Annotated in this window: 19 protein-coding genes and 1 tRNA gene; 11 read left to right on the top strand and 9 right to left on the bottom strand. The window is 66.8% G+C overall.

Going from position 1 to position 15,985, the window contains the following annotated elements; genetic code table 11:
• Positions 1–11 precede the first annotated feature (11 nt).
• Both J2744_RS00365 and J2744_RS00360 read left to right on the top strand, forming a co-directional pair.
• Positions 12–1,106, top strand: a complete 1,095-nt coding sequence (locus J2744_RS00365) for an archaeosine biosynthesis radical SAM protein RaSEA (RefSeq protein ID WP_209543054.1) — start codon at positions 12–14, stop codon at positions 1,104–1,106.
• Positions 1,107–1,307: 201 nt separating this feature from the next.
• Positions 1,308–1,511: a hypothetical protein gene (locus J2744_RS00360; RefSeq protein WP_017343413.1), complete on the top strand. Its 204-nt coding sequence runs from the start codon at positions 1,308–1,310 to the stop codon at positions 1,509–1,511.
• Positions 1,512–1,529: 18 nt separating this feature from the next.
• Here the strand turns inward: J2744_RS00360 and J2744_RS00355 are convergent, their stop codons facing one another.
• The gene (locus J2744_RS00355) at positions 1,530–2,288 is read right to left on the bottom strand and encodes a 5-formyltetrahydrofolate cyclo-ligase (RefSeq protein ID WP_209543052.1); all 759 of its coding nucleotides are present in this window, start codon (positions 2,286–2,288) and stop codon (positions 1,530–1,532) included.
• A 111-nt stretch (positions 2,289–2,399) separates the two neighbouring features.
• Between J2744_RS00355 and J2744_RS00350 the strand changes: the two genes are divergently transcribed.
• A complete protein-coding gene (locus J2744_RS00350) occupies positions 2,400–2,693 on the top strand; it encodes a hypothetical protein (RefSeq protein ID WP_209543050.1) in 294 nt (97 codons plus the stop codon).
• A 140-nt stretch (positions 2,694–2,833) separates the two neighbouring features.
• Positions 2,834–3,454 (top strand): GTP-binding protein EngB, encoded by a 621-nt coding sequence (gene engB / locus J2744_RS00345; RefSeq protein ID WP_209543048.1) that lies wholly within the window; start codon positions 2,834–2,836, stop codon positions 3,452–3,454.
• A 387-nt stretch (positions 3,455–3,841) separates the two neighbouring features.
• Here the strand turns inward: engB and J2744_RS00340 are convergent, their stop codons facing one another.
• Both J2744_RS00340 and J2744_RS00335 read right to left on the bottom strand, forming a co-directional pair.
• Entirely contained in the window at positions 3,842–4,888 is a 1,047-nt protein-coding gene (locus J2744_RS00340) for an enolase-like domain-containing protein (protein ID WP_209543046.1), read from the bottom strand.
• A gap of 77 nt (positions 4,889–4,965) precedes the next feature.
• Positions 4,966–5,673, bottom strand: a complete 708-nt coding sequence (locus J2744_RS00335) for a DUF1405 domain-containing protein (protein WP_209543044.1) — start codon at positions 5,671–5,673, stop codon at positions 4,966–4,968.
• Between the two features lie 167 nt (positions 5,674–5,840).
• On the opposite strand from J2744_RS00335, the gene J2744_RS00330 reads away from it, so the two are divergent.
• Together J2744_RS00330 and J2744_RS00325 are read left to right on the top strand one after the other, a co-directional pair.
• The gene (locus J2744_RS00330) at positions 5,841–6,479 is read left to right on the top strand and encodes an FxsA family protein (protein ID WP_209543042.1); all 639 of its coding nucleotides are present in this window, start codon (positions 5,841–5,843) and stop codon (positions 6,477–6,479) included.
• Positions 6,480–6,582: 103 nt separating this feature from the next.
• Positions 6,583–6,656 (top strand) — tRNA-Ile (locus J2744_RS00325).
• 410 nt (positions 6,657–7,066) lie between these two features.
• On the opposite strand, the gene J2744_RS00320 is transcribed toward J2744_RS00325, so the two are convergent.
• Positions 7,067–7,291: a type II toxin-antitoxin system HicA family toxin gene (locus J2744_RS00320; RefSeq protein ID WP_209543040.1), complete on the bottom strand. Its 225-nt coding sequence runs from the start codon at positions 7,289–7,291 to the stop codon at positions 7,067–7,069.
• A gap of 6 nt (positions 7,292–7,297) precedes the next feature.
• Entirely contained in the window at positions 7,298–7,555 is a 258-nt protein-coding gene (locus J2744_RS00315; RefSeq protein WP_209543039.1) for a type II toxin-antitoxin system HicB family antitoxin, read from the bottom strand.
• A 540-nt stretch (positions 7,556–8,095) separates the two neighbouring features.
• On the opposite strand from J2744_RS00315, the gene J2744_RS00310 reads away from it, so the two are divergent.
• Positions 8,096–9,457: a HEPN domain-containing protein gene (locus tag J2744_RS00310; protein ID WP_209543037.1), complete on the top strand. Its 1,362-nt coding sequence runs from the start codon at positions 8,096–8,098 to the stop codon at positions 9,455–9,457.
• 22 nt (positions 9,458–9,479) lie between these two features.
• On the opposite strand, the gene J2744_RS00305 is transcribed toward J2744_RS00310, so the two are convergent.
• Positions 9,480–9,803 (bottom strand): hypothetical protein, encoded by a 324-nt coding sequence (locus J2744_RS00305; protein WP_245203106.1) that lies wholly within the window; start codon positions 9,801–9,803, stop codon positions 9,480–9,482.
• 34 nt (positions 9,804–9,837) lie between these two features.
• Between J2744_RS00305 and J2744_RS00300 the strand changes: the two genes are divergently transcribed.
• From J2744_RS00300 to J2744_RS00285, 4 genes are all read left to right on the top strand, one after another.
• Positions 9,838–10,200 (top strand): hypothetical protein, encoded by a 363-nt coding sequence (locus J2744_RS00300; protein ID WP_209543035.1) that lies wholly within the window; start codon positions 9,838–9,840, stop codon positions 10,198–10,200.
• Between the two features lie 136 nt (positions 10,201–10,336).
• Positions 10,337–11,335 (top strand): dihydroxyacetone kinase subunit DhaK, encoded by a 999-nt coding sequence (dhaK, locus tag J2744_RS00295; RefSeq protein WP_209543033.1) that lies wholly within the window; start codon positions 10,337–10,339, stop codon positions 11,333–11,335.
• Positions 11,332–12,066, top strand: coding sequence for a dihydroxyacetone kinase subunit DhaL (gene dhaL, locus J2744_RS00290; protein WP_209543031.1), 735 nt, complete (start codon positions 11,332–11,334; stop codon positions 12,064–12,066). Before dhaK ends, dhaL begins: the two co-directional genes overlap by 4 nt.
• On the top strand, positions 12,066–12,500 hold the full coding sequence (locus J2744_RS00285; protein ID WP_209543028.1) for a PTS-dependent dihydroxyacetone kinase phosphotransferase subunit DhaM: 435 nt from the start codon (positions 12,066–12,068) through the stop codon (positions 12,498–12,500). The genes dhaL and J2744_RS00285 overlap by 1 nt, the downstream gene beginning before the upstream one ends.
• A 64-nt stretch (positions 12,501–12,564) precedes the next feature.
• On the opposite strand, the gene ptsP is transcribed toward J2744_RS00285, so the two are convergent.
• From ptsP to J2744_RS00270, 3 genes are all read right to left on the bottom strand, one after another.
• Entirely contained in the window at positions 12,565–14,283 is a 1,719-nt protein-coding gene (gene ptsP, locus J2744_RS00280) for a phosphoenolpyruvate--protein phosphotransferase (protein ID WP_209543026.1), read from the bottom strand.
• Positions 14,280–14,606 (bottom strand): HPr family phosphocarrier protein, encoded by a 327-nt coding sequence (locus tag J2744_RS00275; RefSeq protein ID WP_209543024.1) that lies wholly within the window; start codon positions 14,604–14,606, stop codon positions 14,280–14,282. Before J2744_RS00275 ends, ptsP begins: the two co-directional genes overlap by 4 nt.
• Positions 14,607–14,681: 75 nt before the next feature.
• Positions 14,682–15,884, bottom strand: coding sequence for a redox-regulated ATPase YchF (locus J2744_RS00270; RefSeq protein WP_209543022.1), 1,203 nt, complete (start codon positions 15,882–15,884; stop codon positions 14,682–14,684).
• Positions 15,885–15,985: the final 101 nt, after the last annotated feature.

Genomic DNA, 15,985 nt, shown 5'->3' with positions numbered 1-15,985 from the left:
TTTCTCCGGCAATGAGTCAGCCGAGCCCCGACGCGTACGAGCAGGGGCGCGGGATGGACGCGCACAACGCCGTGATGCGCGACATCCGCGCCGAGCGCTCGGAGACGTACGACCCGACGGAGCCGACCCGCGTGTGGATCGACGAGGACAACACGCCCGACGGCGTGGTGAACTCCCTCACGATCATCCTCAACACCGGCGGCTGCCGGTGGGCGCGCGCCGGCGGCTGTACGATGTGCGGCTACGTCGCGGAGTCGGTCGAGGGCGGCAGCGTCGCCCACGAGGACCTGATGACGCAGATCGACGCGTGCCTCGACCACGAGGCCGAGGCGGCCGACGAGCCGGCCGAGCTGATCAAGATCTACACCTCCGGCTCGTTCCTCGACGAGCGCGAGGTGTCGGCCGAGACCCGCCAAGCGATCGCGGAGACGTTCGCGGACCGCGACCGGATCGTCGTCGAGTCGCTGCCGGACTTCGTGAGTCGCGAGAAGATCGGCGACTTTGCGGATCACGGGATCGCCACCGACGTGGCGGTCGGGCTGGAGACCGCGACGGACCGGGTGCGCCACGACTGCGTGAACAAGTACTTCGACTTCGCCGACTTCGAGGACGCCTGCGCGGAGGCGGCCGCGGCGGACGAGGAGTTCGCGGCCGACGTGGGGATCAAGGCGTACCTCCTCATGAAGCCGCCCTTCCTCGCGGAGCCGGAGGCGGTCGCCGACATGATCGACTCGATCCGGCGCTGCGCCGACGTCGACGGCTGTCACACCGTCTCGATGAACCCGACGAACGTCCAGCGGTACACGATGGTCGACGAGCTGTTCTTCGAGGGCGGCTACCGCCCGCCGTGGCTCTGGTCGGTCGCGCACGTCTTGGAGGAGACCGCCGACGCGGACGCCATCGTCGTCTCCGATCCGGTCGGCCACGGCTCCGACCGCGGCGCGCACAACTGCGGCGAGTGCGACGACCGCGTCCAGACCGCGATCAAGGACTTCGACAAGCGGCAGGACCCGAGCGTCTTCGAGCAGGTGTCCTGCGACTGCGAGGCGACGTGGGAGCACGTGATGGACGAGGAGACGAGCTACAACATGCCGCTGGCCCGATAGGCCGCTCCACGAACGGTACCGGCGAAACCGACCGGGTTCGTCGGGAACGATTGTGAACAATACCGATCAGTAATTTTCCGCTTTTAGAAATAAACGATCCGTTCTATCTCGAAACACGTGACGTATACGCGTGATACTCCCGATCATACTGAACGATCAGGTCGAAAAAGACCCTTATAGCTCCGGCTCCTGTGGTGAGACATGAACGCAGACGCCAGCGGTTCCCCGCCCTCCCGCGGGAAGTCGGTCCTCTTCTGCCCGGAGTGTCGTTTCGAGAGCGCCCTGTCGGACGGGTGGCTCGTCGTCAGCGACGGCGACGAGCGCACCGTCGTCTGTCCGGAGTGCGGCCACGTCGCCGACCACCGGTCCGAGCGGTCCGCGCCGACGCCGCAGCACGCCGATTAATCGCCGTCAAACGCGTCGTTACCGCCGTTCTGGCGCCCGATCCGCGAGGACGGGTATTTTCGACAGTCTCTCCGCGTCGAGCGCGTCCCAGTCGACGCCCTCGGGTCGCGCGTAGGGCGTGTCGGTCCGGACCGTCCGCTCGGGAGTCACGACGAGGTCGAGCGGCACGTCGTGCGCGTCGGGTTCGGAGAGGTCGGAGTCGGAGAGGTCGGCGCCGACCGCGGACTCCGGCCCGTCGAGGACGGAGAGTTCGTGGACAGTCGTCGCGACCGTCGTGTCGCTGTCGACTGCGTCGATCTCACGGAGGATCGCCCACTCTAGGTCGCTGTATCCCTCGCCTTTCCCGATCCGGGCGCCGTCGGTCGTGACGCCGACGGCGCCGGCGACGATCAGGTCGACGTGAGAGACGTCCTCGGGCGCGGTAGGCGTCCCGTACTCGGAGATGCCGGAGACGGTCGTCGCGTCGTCGATCTCCTCGGGCGGGATCTCGGCGGGGTCGAGCCGGAGGAACGGGTTCGGGTCGCGGAGCCGCGGCTGCGCGACGTAGACGGTCTTGCCGGCGCGGAGCGCGGCCCGGCGAACCGGGAGCTGCGGCGCGTCGGGGTTGGCCTTCAGCGTCGCGGCCGCCTCCCACGTCGCGGTCGCCGCGAGCCGCTCCGCCGCGGCGTCGGCCCCGGCGAAGTTGGGGATCCGGTCGTGGGGCGGGAACGGGAACCGAGCCTGGTCTCCCTCGTCGAAGGCGTCCCACACGGTCTCGCGGACGGCCTGCTTGTCCATGCGTCGACCTGACCGGTCGCGGGCATCAAGCTTCCGTCGCCGTGGGTCCTCAGATCGGATGTTAAACATATCAGAAGCAAATATTATGTGTGAGTGATGATTTTTGTCCACATGGACACCGTTTCGGTGACTGAGGGAATCACGTACGGCTTCCGGATCATGATCTACTACGTCGCGGTGGTGGTCGTCGGCCAGGTCGTGGCCGCCGTCGGCGGCGGGATGGTGGCCGCGGCGACCGAAACCGGATTCAGACAGGGTCCGAACTGGGGGCTGGCGCTGTTCGGCCTGCTCGTGGCCCTTCTGGGAGCCGTGGTCGTGCTCGCCGGCATCTTCGGGGCGACGTACAAGCTGATCGGCGACGCCGTGGCGAAGGGGCGGACCATGAGTCCCGCCGCGTCGGAGTGAGGGTCGTCGCCGTGGGGGCCGCCGCGTCGGCGTGAAGGTCGTCGCCGCGGGGCGTGGTCTCCGCGGAACTCGCCGCGTCGGCGTGAGACCGGCGCGGCCGCGACGCGCCTTTTAACCCGTTCAGGCGTCCACGGTCGGGTATGTTCGAAGACCGGCCGGACCGCGACGCCGAGGTCGTCCTCGTTGGGCGCTCGAACGTCGGCAAGTCCACGCTGATGCGCGAGCTGACGGGCCACGACTTCTCGACCGGCGGCAAACCGGGCGTCACCCGGCAGCCGAACCACTTCGACTGGGCCAGCGAGAGCTTCATGTTCACGGACCTGCCCGGGTTCGGGTTCATGTCCGGCGTCGAAGAGGAGCAGCGCGAGCAGATCAAGACGAACATCGTCCGCTACCTGGAGGACAACGCCGACTCCATTCTCGCGGGGGTCGTCGTGATGGACGGGAAGGCCGCGGTGGACATCATCGACCGCCACGCCGAGCGCGGGAACGTCCCCCACGACGTGGAGATGTTCGGGTTCTTGGAGGACGTGGGCGTGGAGCCGATCATCGCCGTCAACAAGACCGACAAGATCGACGACCTCGACGAGCGCCTCGACGAGATCTGTGATCGGCTCGGCCTGTACCCGCCGTGGCAGCAGTGGTCCGATCGGGTGGCGCCCATCTGCGCGAAGCGCGGCGACATCGAATCTCTGGAGGAGTGTCTGCGAACGCGCTTCCACGACCACAACCGCGACGACCTGCTGAAGTTCGTCTCGTAAATGTCGGTGTGTGTCGGTGAGATCGCTCGCTCCGTGAGTTCGGTCGTCTGTTTATACGTGAGTGTGTGCGGATGGACGGCGAACACCTCCAAAGCCCCAGCCGCGACGGCTCGCGCGCCTTGCTGCGCGCCTCACTCGGTCGCTACCGCTCCCTCGTTGCGGTGCTTACTGCGGCGTGCTTCGCCCTCGCGGCTGCCCCTTTGAGTCCCGCCCGCCCGCACGGCACCGCGCCTCACGCCTCCCCAGCCTCGTCGGTCGCCCGTCGCTCCGCTCCGGGCGACCGACTCCCTCGCGCGTGCGACTCGCGCCCTCCGGGCGCTCGCCGGCACGCGCCACCGCGGATCCGGTGGAAGTCGTGGACCGTGGCGGTCAGCCGACCGAGAGCTATCAGAACTCGAAGCCGACCGCGTCGCGGTTCGGGCGGAGCGGGCTCTTCGGGTACGGCGGCTCGGCGTCGGGGTCGTTGTACGCCCGCGGCGCCACGTCGTTCGGGCCGTCCGGGTAACAGAGCGCGGCGAGCGTCTGGATCGCGGTGCGCCCGCTCGCGAGTTCGAACTGCCCGCCGCCGTACAGCTCGATCCCGTTCCGGTCGCAGTAGGCGATCGTCTCGAACAGCGATTCGAGCGTGCCGAACCGCGAGGGCTTGATGTTACACCACCCCGGCTCGACGGGCAGGGATTCGAGGCTCTCGACGCCGTCGATGGGGTAGTCGAAGGAGAGCCGGTCGGCCTGCGGTTCGACGAGCGCGCCCGTCGCGGGCGTGAACGCGGGGTCCTCCACGACCGCGGCCGGGAACGCCGCGAACACGTCGCGGTACAGCTCCGGGTCCGGCTCGACGTCGACGTCGGTCCCCTCGTACCACCCCTTCAGGTCGAGGATGCGCACCGCGTCGGTCTCCCGCAGCGTCTCGAACGCCTCCTCGGGCCACTCCGGCGTCGGGTCGAGCTTGAACTCCAACTCGGGGTTCCGGGCGAGCAGCTCCTCGACCCGCTGGGTCGACGGCGGGTCGCCGAGCCGCGTCGAGACGACGAAGCGGACCGGCTCCGGGTCGATCCCGAGCCGGTCGCCCAGCGACTCCTCGCGCTGGCGGAGCGCCAGGTCGAGCGCGGCGCTCTCGACCGCCCACCGGCGGTAGTTCCGCGACGTCTCGCTCTCCGGCGGGTTCCCGTGGAAGAGGTCGATCTCGTCGAGGCGGTCCGACAGCGCGTCGATCGTCCACTCCCCCTCGATGTCGATCGGGTCGGTCCCGGCGAGCGCGTCGTGGTCGGCGGTCTCGTAGGTCACGTCCTCGCCGCGCCCGACGACGCCGTCGCCCGAAAGGCGGAACTCCGTGGTCGTCCGCTCGAAGCCGCTCGTCGTGTCGGCGGTGTGTCGCCGGCGGGCGACCGACTCGATCGTCACCGATAGGTCCGCAATCCGCTCGTAGTGACTCATGCTCTCGTCGAGGTCGCCCGGTCACTTAAATCGGTGAGCGCGGAGCGGATTCGTGACCGACCCCGTCCGAGGCCCGACTACGGCCGGGAGTCGGTCGCACGGCTCCGAAGCGTCGCGATCCGAGTGCCGAGGGTCCAGAACAGCGGGATCACGGTGAGCACAACCGCGCCCGCGGCCGCGACCTGAAGGACGGTCGTGGTGAACCACGGTTCGCCGTCGGCGTACGGCAGCGCGGTGTGGGTCACGTCGCCGATCACGGGAACGAAGTAGTCCATCAGCAGGTCGACGGTGTACCACGCGGTCGCGACCGCGACCGCGCGGAGCGGGAAGTCGGTGATGCGGTGGAGGACGAACGCCTGCACGACCATCGCGAGGTGGCTCACGAGGAGGAACGCGTACAGCGCGGGCCCCGAGTTCGCGAGGAACTGCGGGTAGAAGACGACGAGGACGTACGGGGTCCATAACCCGAGCTTGACGTTGCCGAAGAAGGCGAGCGCGGCGAGCGTGTCGCTCGACCGCCCGAGCGCCCACGCGCCGAGCGCGAGCGCGATGAGCAGCGTCGCCCCCGGGCTGTCGGGGATGAAGATCCACATCTCGGTCGGCAGCGCCTGGAACTGGAACCGGTAGTACCAGAAGCCGAACGCGGTGCCGACGAGGTTGATCGCGACGATGACCCACGCGAACCGGAAGGCGACGTCCTCCAGCCGCTTCGGGAGCGGCGCGACCCACCGCGGGAGCGACTCGCGGTCCGGCGGGTCGCGGCCGAGCGCGCCGACGATGTCCATACCGCCGGCTCGGACCGGGCGGGCAAAGCCGTGGCGGTCGCGGCGGACGTGACCGGCGGCGCAGATGTGGGATGAGCACCCCATCCCCGCCCGACCCTCGCCCGACCCTCGCCCGACCCGCGGCCGCGACGAAAAGGGCTATGGGCGCTCGGCGGGAAGGCGGGGGTATGCGCCCGCGAACGCTGCTCGCGCTGCTGCTCGTCGTCCCCCTCGTGGACGCGCTGTTCCTGATCGTGGTCGCGACGCGGCTCGGGTGGCCCGTGACGGTCGCGCTCGTCGTGTTGACGGCCGTCCTCGGGATGCTCCTCCTGCGCGCCGAGGGGCGCGCGACCCTCGCCCGCATCCAGCGCAAGGCGGCGCAGGGGAAGCCCCCGACCGACGAACTGCTCGACGGCGGCCTGCTCATCGCCGCGGGCGCGTTCCTGCTCACGCCGGGACTCGTCACCGACGCGGTCGGCTTCCTGCTCGCGCTCCCGCTCTCGCGGGTCCCGATCCGAATGGCCTTGAAGAAGTACGTCGTCGTCCCGTACCTCGAACGCGAGACGGACGGCTTCCTCTCCGGAAACGTCTACATCGGCGGCTTCCCCGACGACGGTGAGGGCGGCTTCACGATGGGCGGCGGGTTCCCCGGCGGCGGTCCCGGTGGCGCCTCCGGCGGCAGTCCCGACGGGTTCACCGGCGGCGACGGAGACGACGAGGACGGCGGCGTCGGGGGGAGCGCGAACCCCGGCGGCGCGGCGGCGAACGACGACGTGGTCGACGTGGATTTCACCGTCGAAGAGGAGGAGCAGAAGGGAACCGACTGACGGCGCGGGCCTCGCCAACGCCAGTGAAACCGCCACACGGCGGGCGGCTCCCGAAAGGAAACCCTTAAAATCCTACCCGCGCAACGACTGAATGCGCTCACCTGGGCCAATAGCTCAGTCAGGTTGAGCGCTCGGCTGATAACCGGGAGGTCCACGGTTCAAATCCGTGTTGGCCCACCTACAACGCGCACGGTCTTCGGCCGTGCGGGATTGGTGGGCTGGGACTCCCCAGCCACCCAATTTCGGTCTTCTAACACGCCTGAGAGGTGAGTGCGGAATCGTAATCCCCACAGGTCACTTAGCGCGCAGCCACGCCGTACAGCGGTGCGCGGAGCCACAGTGACCGTCGTCGAGGTATGGAAACATGTGCCGGCGTGAATCGTGGGTCTCGAAGGCGTGAAGACCGACGAATCCGCCGAGCTGTATCACGAGGTCCTCTCGGTGACTTCCCGCGGCGCAGCGGAGTCCCTCGAGGTCGGTACCCATGAGCCTACACTTGTGTAGATCCGGCTTCCGGGTCGCCGCTAATCGCATGTGAACTTCCGAAAGAAGTCGGCAGGTCACCGATGTTCGTCGATCCACTCGCATCACGCCTCGAAGTCGTCGGCTCCGCACTGGTCGGCGATCGACCGGTACGTGTCCTGTGAGATCTGGTCGCTGTCGGTGAGCGGAACGCTCACGACCCGGACCTCATCGGTCTCCGGGTGGTCGTACCGGAGCTTCACGTGACTCCCCTCGCGGCCGACCGGTCGGTACCCCATCGATCGGAGTGCCTTCACGATCTCTCGGCCGTCAAAGCTCGCATAGACCATTCGGAGCTACTCCCACGGCGGGTCGCCAGCGTCGTCGACCTCGTCCGGGTCGACGCCGATCTCCTCGAGGAACGCCTCCTCGTCGTCGATCGGCTCGCCACCGCCGCCGTGGAGGGTCAACGCGTCCGCGAGACGCGAGAGCGCAACCGGCTTCGACTCGCCCGACGCGGCGACGCCCGACTCGACGTCGCGGGCCGTCACGAGATCGCCCTCGTAGGTGAACTCCACCCCGTCGGGACGGTCGTTCTCCGAAGTGGTCGCCATTAGGTGTAACGAGGCGTGGAATCGGTGAAAAGTGTTCTGGCGGTGGGTGTATTTCGTCGTTCTACATCTCCAGAGTCACTGCTGGCGTTTCTCGTCCGGGCTAAACTGAAGCCGGTAGTCACTACCGTCCCTCAATCTGCGTTAACCGAGGCGGTGTCGCACTACCGGGGCGCGTCGGGTCCGAAGATTCGGCCGGTCGGAGTACGTGGGGAAGGGGCAGACGCTCTGGTAGCGCGGCCCCTCGTGAGTGGCAACACTACTCTGACCCTCTTTTTGCGGCCGTTTTTTGCCTCGATCGACTCTTTCGACCGATAGGTTCGCGACGATCTCGACCGCAACACAAGCGCGATCTCGGACTCGACGAGCTGCTCGTCGACGCCGAACCGATACCCAGGGGTCGGTTGGCGGTTAGGGGTATGGCTAAGGCCACACTGCTAAGGTACCGCACCCTACTTGTATTGGACTACTACACCGATATTCTTCCATACTTTCGTGTCATATAGGGGATCCTTTACATGAGAGGGGTGTGGTTAATTTTTCATGAGTCAGACTAGGGAGGACCTTCACTCACTCCTATACGATCTTGCTGAGGAGGCCATTGAAATCGCACAGTCCAACTCCGATGGCGATATAATTGAGACTACCGAAGTCCCATATTTGGAAAGACGTTACCAAACAATAGACGATAGTATAGACGGTAGTAGGATCATTAGAACTACCGAGGAAGAGAGTAACAAGAATGAGATTAGTACCGATGTGTTGAGAGATACTTCTCAACAGTTACAAGAGACAGAAATATATGATCGGGTAATTAGTGAGGTTGAGAGCCGCGAATTTGAGAGTTTAATCGTCCCTAGTCCAGAGTCATCGGTTACTGCATATATTCAATCTATACTGAACGGAGCAAAAAACGGTGTTTCTGATAGGGACATAGCGAGACACATTTCAATATTCACGTCGGAAATAGACAGCGCCCCTATCTCTTGGAATCCTAAAATTTGGATTTTAGGGTTGGATATTGAGGATGATTCTGTACAACTGGAAGAAAATATCACCATTAGAAAGCCAGATGAAGATGATCTTGTAGAGGAGATTCGTATTGAGGATGACGCAGGGTTCAATCGAAGAGCAACCGGAATGCCCGAGCGGGCACCTACGGCTATTATTGAGTTCTCTAAGCGTGCCCCAGACCGCAGGGATATCTATGATACTATACAGGTTATGATCTCGGTACTACAATTATATGATGTGGGATCTGTCTCCTCAATGAAAGTCGACCTTCATACAGAGTCTATTATTAAGCCATTTCCTTTACCTGGCAGGTATAATTCTCCAGATACTCCATTTAGTTATACTATATCAGAATCGGAAATATCAGATTTGTCACTTTTCTACACGCATATGTATGAAGTTGTAGAAGAAAGACTCTACTCTACTGATGAACAAGATTATCTAACTATTTCGTTTGATAGATATGAAAATGCAATAGAAGAAAATGATTCGCCAGAATCACAGTTAACCTCGGCAATCATGTCTTTAGAGGCGATGTTACTCAAAGATGAGGAGAAAGGTGAGTTGTCAGAGCGCCTTTCTAGAAGAGCGGACATATTACTTGGCTTATTCGGGCATCAACCCATTGAAATTAGTAGAAAGATCAAAACTGCTTATTCAATTAGAAGTCGATACGTACACGGGTCGGAAACAGATCAAGACTACGGAGAAGATCTAGTATCTGATATTGTAGATTACACACGCAATTGTATTGTGATATATCTACTTCTATCTGAAGACTTTCCAAAAGAAAAGCTTCTAAGCAAGCTTGATAACGCATCTGTTCAGGCGGAATCGAGAGAAGCATTAAGCGAGAAGATCCAAGAAGTGGTTCCTGAGTGGGCAATTTGATCGGCACTATAGTATCCAGAGTTCACGGCTGGAGCCGGCTCACGGAGATCTGTGCCTCGCGACTGTGACTCCGATAGTGCGTCTCTCCCGGATTTGTCCAGTTCGTTATCTCCAAGTCCCGAGCGCGGACCGTGCGCGACGACATGACGGTTATCTCTCTGCCTTCCGCTCGATACCACACGAGCGCGTACCTACCGTCAGCGCCCACGAGCGTCTCGTGCTGGTCCTCCCAGGCCGGCACGCTGTTGACTATCGACCCCTTCACGTCCCGCGGATAGCCGTTCTCGTTGCTCTCGTCACGGCCGTATTGAGTTTCGTTTCGAAATACCTGAACGACCCCGACCACAGCAGTTTACACGCAGTTCCCCGTGGAGCGGGGTATGGATCCCTTCGACAACGGCGGTAGCTGTACGAACGGCCACTACTTCGCGTCGCCGAAGCAGGCCGGCGACGGGACGTACTACTGCCCGAAGTGCAACGTCAAGAACGTCTCGCCGAGCACGGACGGGATTCAGGACGGCGGGCGGTGTCGGAAGGGCCACTACTTCGTCGAGCCGACGCAGCTGAGCAACGGCGCGTTCGCCTGCCCGGCCTGCGAGTCGACCGACCTCGAACCGAGCGACGAGGCGTTCGACGACGGCGGCGTCTGCGAGAACGGCCACGAGTTCCGCGTTCCCGACCGGACCGACGCCGGCGTGTTCCGCTGTCGGGAGTGCGGCTCCCTCGACCTCGAACCGAACTGACCGACGGCGAGCGACGAGGGGGACCAGCGACGGGCGGGGAGCGGACGAGCGAGGGCGGGGACCGCCCGCGGGCGGGGGTGACACCCCCCGTTTCCCACTACGTTTAACCGGTCCGGGCGAGTCGTTTCGATCGAACATGAAGAAGCTGATCAACGATCCGGACGACGTGGTCGACGAGATGCTCGACGGGATGACCGCGGCGCATCCCGACCGCCTGCGGCGGTTGCCGGACACGCAGGTGCTCGTCCGCGACGACGGGCCGGTCGAGGGGAAGGTGGGGATCGTCACGGGCGGGGGAAGCGGCCACGAGCCGACCCACGCGGGGTACATCGGCGACGGCATGCTCGACGGCGCGGCCGCGGGCGACGTGTTCTCCTCGCCGACCGCCGACGAGTTCGAGGAGCTGATCGGCGCCTGCGACGCGGGCGACGGCGTCCTCGCGGTGATCAAGAACTACGAGGGCGACGTGATGAACTTCGAGACCGCCATCGAACTCGCGGAGATGGAGGGCGTCGAGGTCGAGAGCGTCGTGGTGGACGACGACGTGGCGGTCGAGGACTCGCTGTACACCTCGGGCCGCCGCGGCGTCTGCGGGACGATCCTCGTCCACAAGGCCGCGGGCGCGAAGGCCGCGCAGGGCGCCGACCTCTCGGAGGTCAAACGCGTCGCCGAGAAGGTGGTCGACAACGTCGGCACGATGGGCACCGCGCTCACCTCCTGTGTCACCCCGGAGAAGGGCGAACCCACCTTCGACTTGGGCGACGACGAGATCGAACTCGGCATCGGGATCCACGGCGAGCCGGGCACCGAGCGCACCGAGGCGATGCCCGCCGACGCGGTCACGGAGGAGCTGACCGACGCGGTCCTCGACGACCTCGACCTCGACGAGGGGCAGGAGGTGCTCACGGTCGTCAACGGGATGGGCGCCACGCCGCAGATGGAGCTGTTCGTCGTCAACCGGCGGCTTCAGGAGCTGCTGGGCGAGCGCAGCCTCGAGACCTACGACGCGTGGGTCGGCGACTACATGACCTCGCTGGACATGGCCGGCGCGTCGATCACGGTGTGCGCGGTCGACGACGAACTGAAGGAGCTGTTCGACGCGCCGGCCGACACCCCGGCGCTGACGACGACATGACCGACGACGGCGCGGCCGTCGTGGCGGCGGTCGACGCGGTCGCCGAGCGCATCGAGGCGGAGCGCGACCACCTGACCCGACTGGACTCCGCCATCGGCGACGCCGACCACGGCGGGAACATGGCTCGCGGGTGGGCCGAGGCGGCCGACGCCGCGCGCGACCTCAACGACCCGGACGCCGAGACCGTCGCGAAGACGGTCGGCAAGACGCTGATGGCCGAGGTCGGCGGCGCGGCCGGCCCGCTGTTCGGCGGGTCGCTCGTGTTCGCGGCGGGCGAGCTCGACGAGGGGGTCACCCCCGAGACCGCGGTCGCGTTCGCGGAGACGTACCTCGAGAAGGTCGAGGACAGAGGCGACGCGCGCGTCGGCGACCAGACGATGGTGGACGCGCTGACGCCCGCGGTCCACACGTTCAAGAAGTCGATCGAGGTCGACGACGTAGAGCCGATCGAGGCGCTCGCGAAGGCGGTCGACGCCGCGGAGCGCGGCGTCGCGTTCACCGTCCCGATCCGCGCGCGAAAGGGCCGGGCCTCCTACCTCGGCTGGCGCTCCGTCGGCCACCAGGACCCGGGCGCGACGAGCGCGCTGATCATCCTCGAGGAGCTGCTCGCGGTCGCCGCCGAGCGGCTCGACGTCGACGTGCCGGAGACCGACGCCGCCTCGCCGACGATCCCGGACGACGACCCGGAGGAGGCGAGCGACGACCCCGCTGCGGCCTCGGAGGACGACTGATGGTCGGGATCGTCGTCGTCTCGCACAGCGAGCGCGCCGCCGAGGGGATCGCGGAGGTCGCCGCCGAGATGGCCGGCGACACCCGCATCGAACCGGTCGGCGGCGACGGGAAGGGCGGGATCGGCACCGTCCCGGACGCGATCGGGGACGCCATCGACGCCGCGGCCGGCGGGACGGACGAGGGAGACGCGACCGACGCGGAGGACAGAGGCGACGCGACCGAGTCCGACGGCGTCGTCGTCCTCGTCGACCTCGGCAGCGCGGTGATGAACGCGGACGTCGCCGTCGAACTGAGCGACGCGGAGGCCGTGATCGCGGACGCACCCGTCCTCGAAGGCGCGGTCAACGCGGCGGTCGCGGCCACCGATCCGTCGGCCACGGTCGAGTCCGTCCGCGAGCAGGCGGAGGCCGCCCGCGACATCGAGAAGCTGTAGGTCTCGGACCGCTCCGCCACCGGTCCCGGCCCCCTCCGCCGCCGGTCCCGATCCTCCCGTCGGCCTACCCCTCGCGGTCGTCGAGTCCCAGCACGTCCAGCACCTCGCCGCGCGTCTCGCAGGCGAGCGCGTCGATCGCGAGCGACGCCGCGGCGTCGGCGTCGACCTCGCGAATCCGCCGTTTCACGTCCGGGACCGTCACCGCGCTCATGCTGAGCTCGTCGAAGCCGAGTCCGACGAGCAGCTCCGTCAGCGCCGGGTCCCCGGCCATCTCGCCGCACATCCCCACCCACGCGTCGGTCTCCTCGACGGCCGCGGTCGTGCGGTCGAGCGCGCGCAACACCGCCGGGTGGAGCGGGTCGTGGTACTCGGCCACGGCGTCGTTGCCGCGGTCGGCCGCCATCACGTACTGGGCGAGGTCGTTCGTCCCGACGCTCAGGAAGTCGAGCCGGTCGGCGAGCGCGTCCGCGACGAACGCCGCCGCCGGCGTCTCGACCATCGCGCCCAGGTCGGGAACCGCGTGGTCGACGCCCTCGTCGGCGAGGTCGGCCGCGACCGATTCGACCGTCTCGACCGCGCGCTCGACCTCTTCGACCCGCGTGACCAGCGGGAACATCACGGCGAGGTCGTCGCCGTGTTCCGTCGCGGCCGCGCGGAGCAGCGCACGGAGCTGCGTCTCGAAGAGGTCGGCGTGCTCGTCGAGCGACAGCCGGACCCCGCGCCGACCGAGGAACGGGTTCGGTTCGTCGGAGAGATCGAGGTACGGAACGGGCTTGTCGCCGCCGATGTCGAGCGTCCGCACGACGACGCGGTCCTCGGGGAACGCCGACAGCGCGGCCGTGATCGTCTCGTACTGTTCCGCCTCGGTCGGGGGCGCCTCGCGGTCGATGAAGAGGAACTCGGTCCGGAACAGCCCGATTCCGTCGGCGCCGCGCTCGGCGGCCGGGTCCAGTTCGGACTCTCCGCCGACGTTGGCCGCGACCTCGACCGGCCGACCGTCGGCGGTCGCGACGCGCTCGGAGATCACCGCCGGTCCGGTCCCCTCCGCCGCGGCGCGGCGCTCGTCGTCGGGGTCGACGACGAGCGTTCCGGCGTCGCCGTCGACGAGGACCGTCTCACCGTCGGCGATCGATTCGAGCGCCTCGCCGACGCCGACGACGGCGGGGATGGCGAGCGACCGCGCGATGATCGCGGCGTGCGAGGTCCGGCCCCCTTCGACCGTCGCGATCCCCGCGATCGCGTCGGGGTCGAGCGCGGCGGTGTCGCTCGGCGTGAGCCGCTCCGCCAGCAGGACCGTGCCGGCCGGGAGCGCGGCGAGGTCGGTGGCGGCCGGCCCGCCTCCGTCTGCGTCGAGGAGCGCGCGGAGCAGCCGGTCGCGGACGTCGCGCAGGTCGTCGGCGCGCTCGGCCATCCGACCTTCCATCCCCTCGAACTGCGCGACCGCCTCGTCGAACCGGTCCGCGACGGCGTGGGCCGCGGGCGTCCCGTCGCGGATAGCGGTCTCGACGTCCTCGATTATCGTCGGGTCGTCGAGGAACCCCTCGTGAGCCTCGAACACCGCGGCCTCCTCCTCGCCGACGCGTTCGGCCGTCCGGTCGCGGGCGTCGCGCAGGGCCGACCTGACCGCGTCCCGGGCCGTCTCGTACCGCTCCAGTTCGGCGTCGACGTCGACCGACTCGGGGTCGGGGCGGTCGGGAAGCGTCAGGTCGGCGTCCGGCCGGTACCAGCGCACTGTCCCGACCCCGGAGCGCGGCGTGCTGCCGACGCCGTCGAGCGTCCTCACGAGGCGTCCTCCGTGTCGTCGCCGTCGGTCTCGGTTTCCTTCCCGTCCGCGTCCTCCTCCACCGGACTCGTGAGCAGGTCGCAGACCGCGTCCAGCGCCGCCTCGGCGTCGGGACCCTCGGCGACCACGCGGACCGACTCGCCGTGTTCGACGTTTAGCCCGCTCACGGAGAGCATGCTGTCGGCGCGGACGAGTCCGTCGTCGCCGTCGGCGGCGCGGCCAATCGACACGTCGGCGTCGAATCGGTTCGCCGTCTGTACCAGCTTCGAGGCGGGTCGCGCGTGGAGTCCGGCCTCGGGTTCGACCGTCACGGTCCGTTCCATGGTGTCGGGTTGGACCGCGGCGGGTAATAGCTGATCGGAGTTCCCGGAGGCGGGGACCGGGGAGTTCCGGGCCGACTACGGCGCGGCCTGGTTCGTCGAGACCAGCTCGATCACGTCGCGGTGGGAGAGCTCGCGGTCGGTCCCGACCTGCCGGCCGCTCCGGCAGTCGGTGCCGTGGAGTAGCCCCTCGCCGATGTCGGAGTGGATGTGGAAGGCGAAGTCCTCGGTGGTCGACCCCTCGGGGAGGATGAAGCAGTCGCGGAACACCCCTTTCTCGTCTTTGCTCCCGTTCGCGGAGCCGGGGAAGACGGCGATACAGCCCAACACGTCGAAGACGGCGGCTTCGAGCGCCCCCTGGACCCCGGTGCCGTCGTACTCGTCGACGAACTCGCCGATCTGATCGAGTCCGGCCTTCTGCTCGCCGGAGACGTTGCCGACGACCTCGAACGCGTCGTCGCCGGGGGTGTAGTCGACGACGCCGGCGTCGTCGGCGTTCTTCAGCGCCTTCTCCGCGTGGGCGCTCGCGGGGACGAAGGAGAGGTGGTCGTACTCGGGGTCGGTCGTGATCTCCTCCCAGTTGGCCTGCGCCTCGGGCGTGTCCATCTTGTTGGCGGCGATCACCATCGGCTTCGTCCGCTTCCGGATCTCGCGGGCCAGCTCGACCTTGTCCGTCTCGTCCCACGTCTCGGGGTCGAGCTCCAGCCCCTGCGCGAGGATGGTCCGCTTCATCCGGTCTTTGTCCGTGCCGAACGCGGACATCTGCTCGGCGAGTTCCCGCTCGATGGCCGCGTCCGCGCCGTGGTACCGCGTCTCGAACTTCTCCAGTCCCTTCTCTAACACGTCGAGGTACCACGCGTCCAACTCCTCCTCCAAGAAGTCGATGTCCTCGCGCGGGTCGTGGCCCTCGGTCGCCTCGCCCTCGATGTCGGTCTTCCCCGAGAAGTCGACGACGTGGATCAGCACGTCGGTCTCGTTGAGGTCGGTGAGGAACTGGTTACCCAGCCCGCGCCCCTCGTGGGCGCCCGGGACGAGCCCGGCCACGTCGACCAGCTTCACGGGGACGAACCGCGTGCCCTCGCTACAGACGCCGACGCTCGGCGTACAGGTCTCGTCGAACTCGGGCGCGGCGCAGTCGACGCGGACGTACGCCTCGCCGACGGTCGGGTCGATGGTGGTGAACGGGTACGCGCCCTCCGGCACGTCGTTCATGGTCGCGGCGTTGAAGAACGTCGACTTCCCCACCGAGGGTTTGCCGACGAGTCCGATCCGGTAGCTCATTACCACCAGTGCGCGATCCGCGGTAAAAAGCGATGCGAGACGCGCCGTGGCGTGGGGAGCGGTGACGAGGGGCGGGATTCGGGGGCGGTCAGGCGTCGCCG

Origin of the sequence: Halorubrum trapanicum (genome assembly GCF_017873555.1) — an archaeon.
GTDB classification, from domain to species: Archaea; Halobacteriota; Halobacteria; order Halobacteriales; family Haloferacaceae; genus Halorubrum; species Halorubrum trapanicum.
Note: the sequence above shows the minus strand (reverse complement) of the source record. Positions and strands in the feature narration are given on the sequence as shown.

What these genes read in the sequence shown, in the direction of transcription:
- J2744_RS00365 (WP_209543054.1), top strand. Translation starts at nt 12, where the DNA reads ATGAGTCAGCCGAGCCCCGACGCGTACGAGCAGGGGCGCGGGATGGAC.
- J2744_RS00360 (WP_017343413.1), top strand. Translation starts at nt 1,308, where the DNA reads ATGAACGCAGACGCCAGCGGTTCCCCGCCCTCCCGCGGGAAGTCGGTC.
- J2744_RS00355 (WP_209543052.1), bottom strand. Translation starts at nt 2,288, where the DNA reads ATGGACAAGCAGGCCGTCCGCGAGACCGTGTGGGACGCCTTCGACGAG.
- J2744_RS00350 (WP_209543050.1), top strand. Translation starts at nt 2,400, where the DNA reads ATGGACACCGTTTCGGTGACTGAGGGAATCACGTACGGCTTCCGGATC.
- engB (WP_209543048.1), top strand. Translation starts at nt 2,834, where the DNA reads ATGTTCGAAGACCGGCCGGACCGCGACGCCGAGGTCGTCCTCGTTGGG.
- J2744_RS00340 (WP_209543046.1), bottom strand. Translation starts at nt 4,888, where the DNA reads ATGAGTCACTACGAGCGGATTGCGGACCTATCGGTGACGATCGAGTCG.
- J2744_RS00335 (WP_209543044.1), bottom strand. Translation starts at nt 5,673, where the DNA reads ATGGACATCGTCGGCGCGCTCGGCCGCGACCCGCCGGACCGCGAGTCG.
- J2744_RS00330 (WP_209543042.1), top strand. Translation starts at nt 5,841, where the DNA reads ATGCGCCCGCGAACGCTGCTCGCGCTGCTGCTCGTCGTCCCCCTCGTG.
- J2744_RS00320 (WP_209543040.1), bottom strand. Translation starts at nt 7,291, where the DNA reads ATGGTCTATGCGAGCTTTGACGGCCGAGAGATCGTGAAGGCACTCCGA.
- J2744_RS00315 (WP_209543039.1), bottom strand. Translation starts at nt 7,555, where the DNA reads ATGGCGACCACTTCGGAGAACGACCGTCCCGACGGGGTGGAGTTCACC.
- J2744_RS00310 (WP_209543037.1), top strand. Translation starts at nt 8,096, where the DNA reads ATGAGTCAGACTAGGGAGGACCTTCACTCACTCCTATACGATCTTGCT.
- J2744_RS00300 (WP_209543035.1), top strand. Translation starts at nt 9,838, where the DNA reads ATGGATCCCTTCGACAACGGCGGTAGCTGTACGAACGGCCACTACTTC.
- dhaK (WP_209543033.1), top strand. Translation starts at nt 10,337, where the DNA reads ATGAAGAAGCTGATCAACGATCCGGACGACGTGGTCGACGAGATGCTC.
- dhaL (WP_209543031.1), top strand. Translation starts at nt 11,332, where the DNA reads ATGACCGACGACGGCGCGGCCGTCGTGGCGGCGGTCGACGCGGTCGCC.
- J2744_RS00285 (WP_209543028.1), top strand. Translation starts at nt 12,066, where the DNA reads ATGGTCGGGATCGTCGTCGTCTCGCACAGCGAGCGCGCCGCCGAGGGG.
- J2744_RS00275 (WP_209543024.1), bottom strand. Translation starts at nt 14,606, where the DNA reads ATGGAACGGACCGTGACGGTCGAACCCGAGGCCGGACTCCACGCGCGA.
- J2744_RS00270 (WP_209543022.1), bottom strand. Translation starts at nt 15,884, where the DNA reads ATGAGCTACCGGATCGGACTCGTCGGCAAACCCTCGGTGGGGAAGTCG.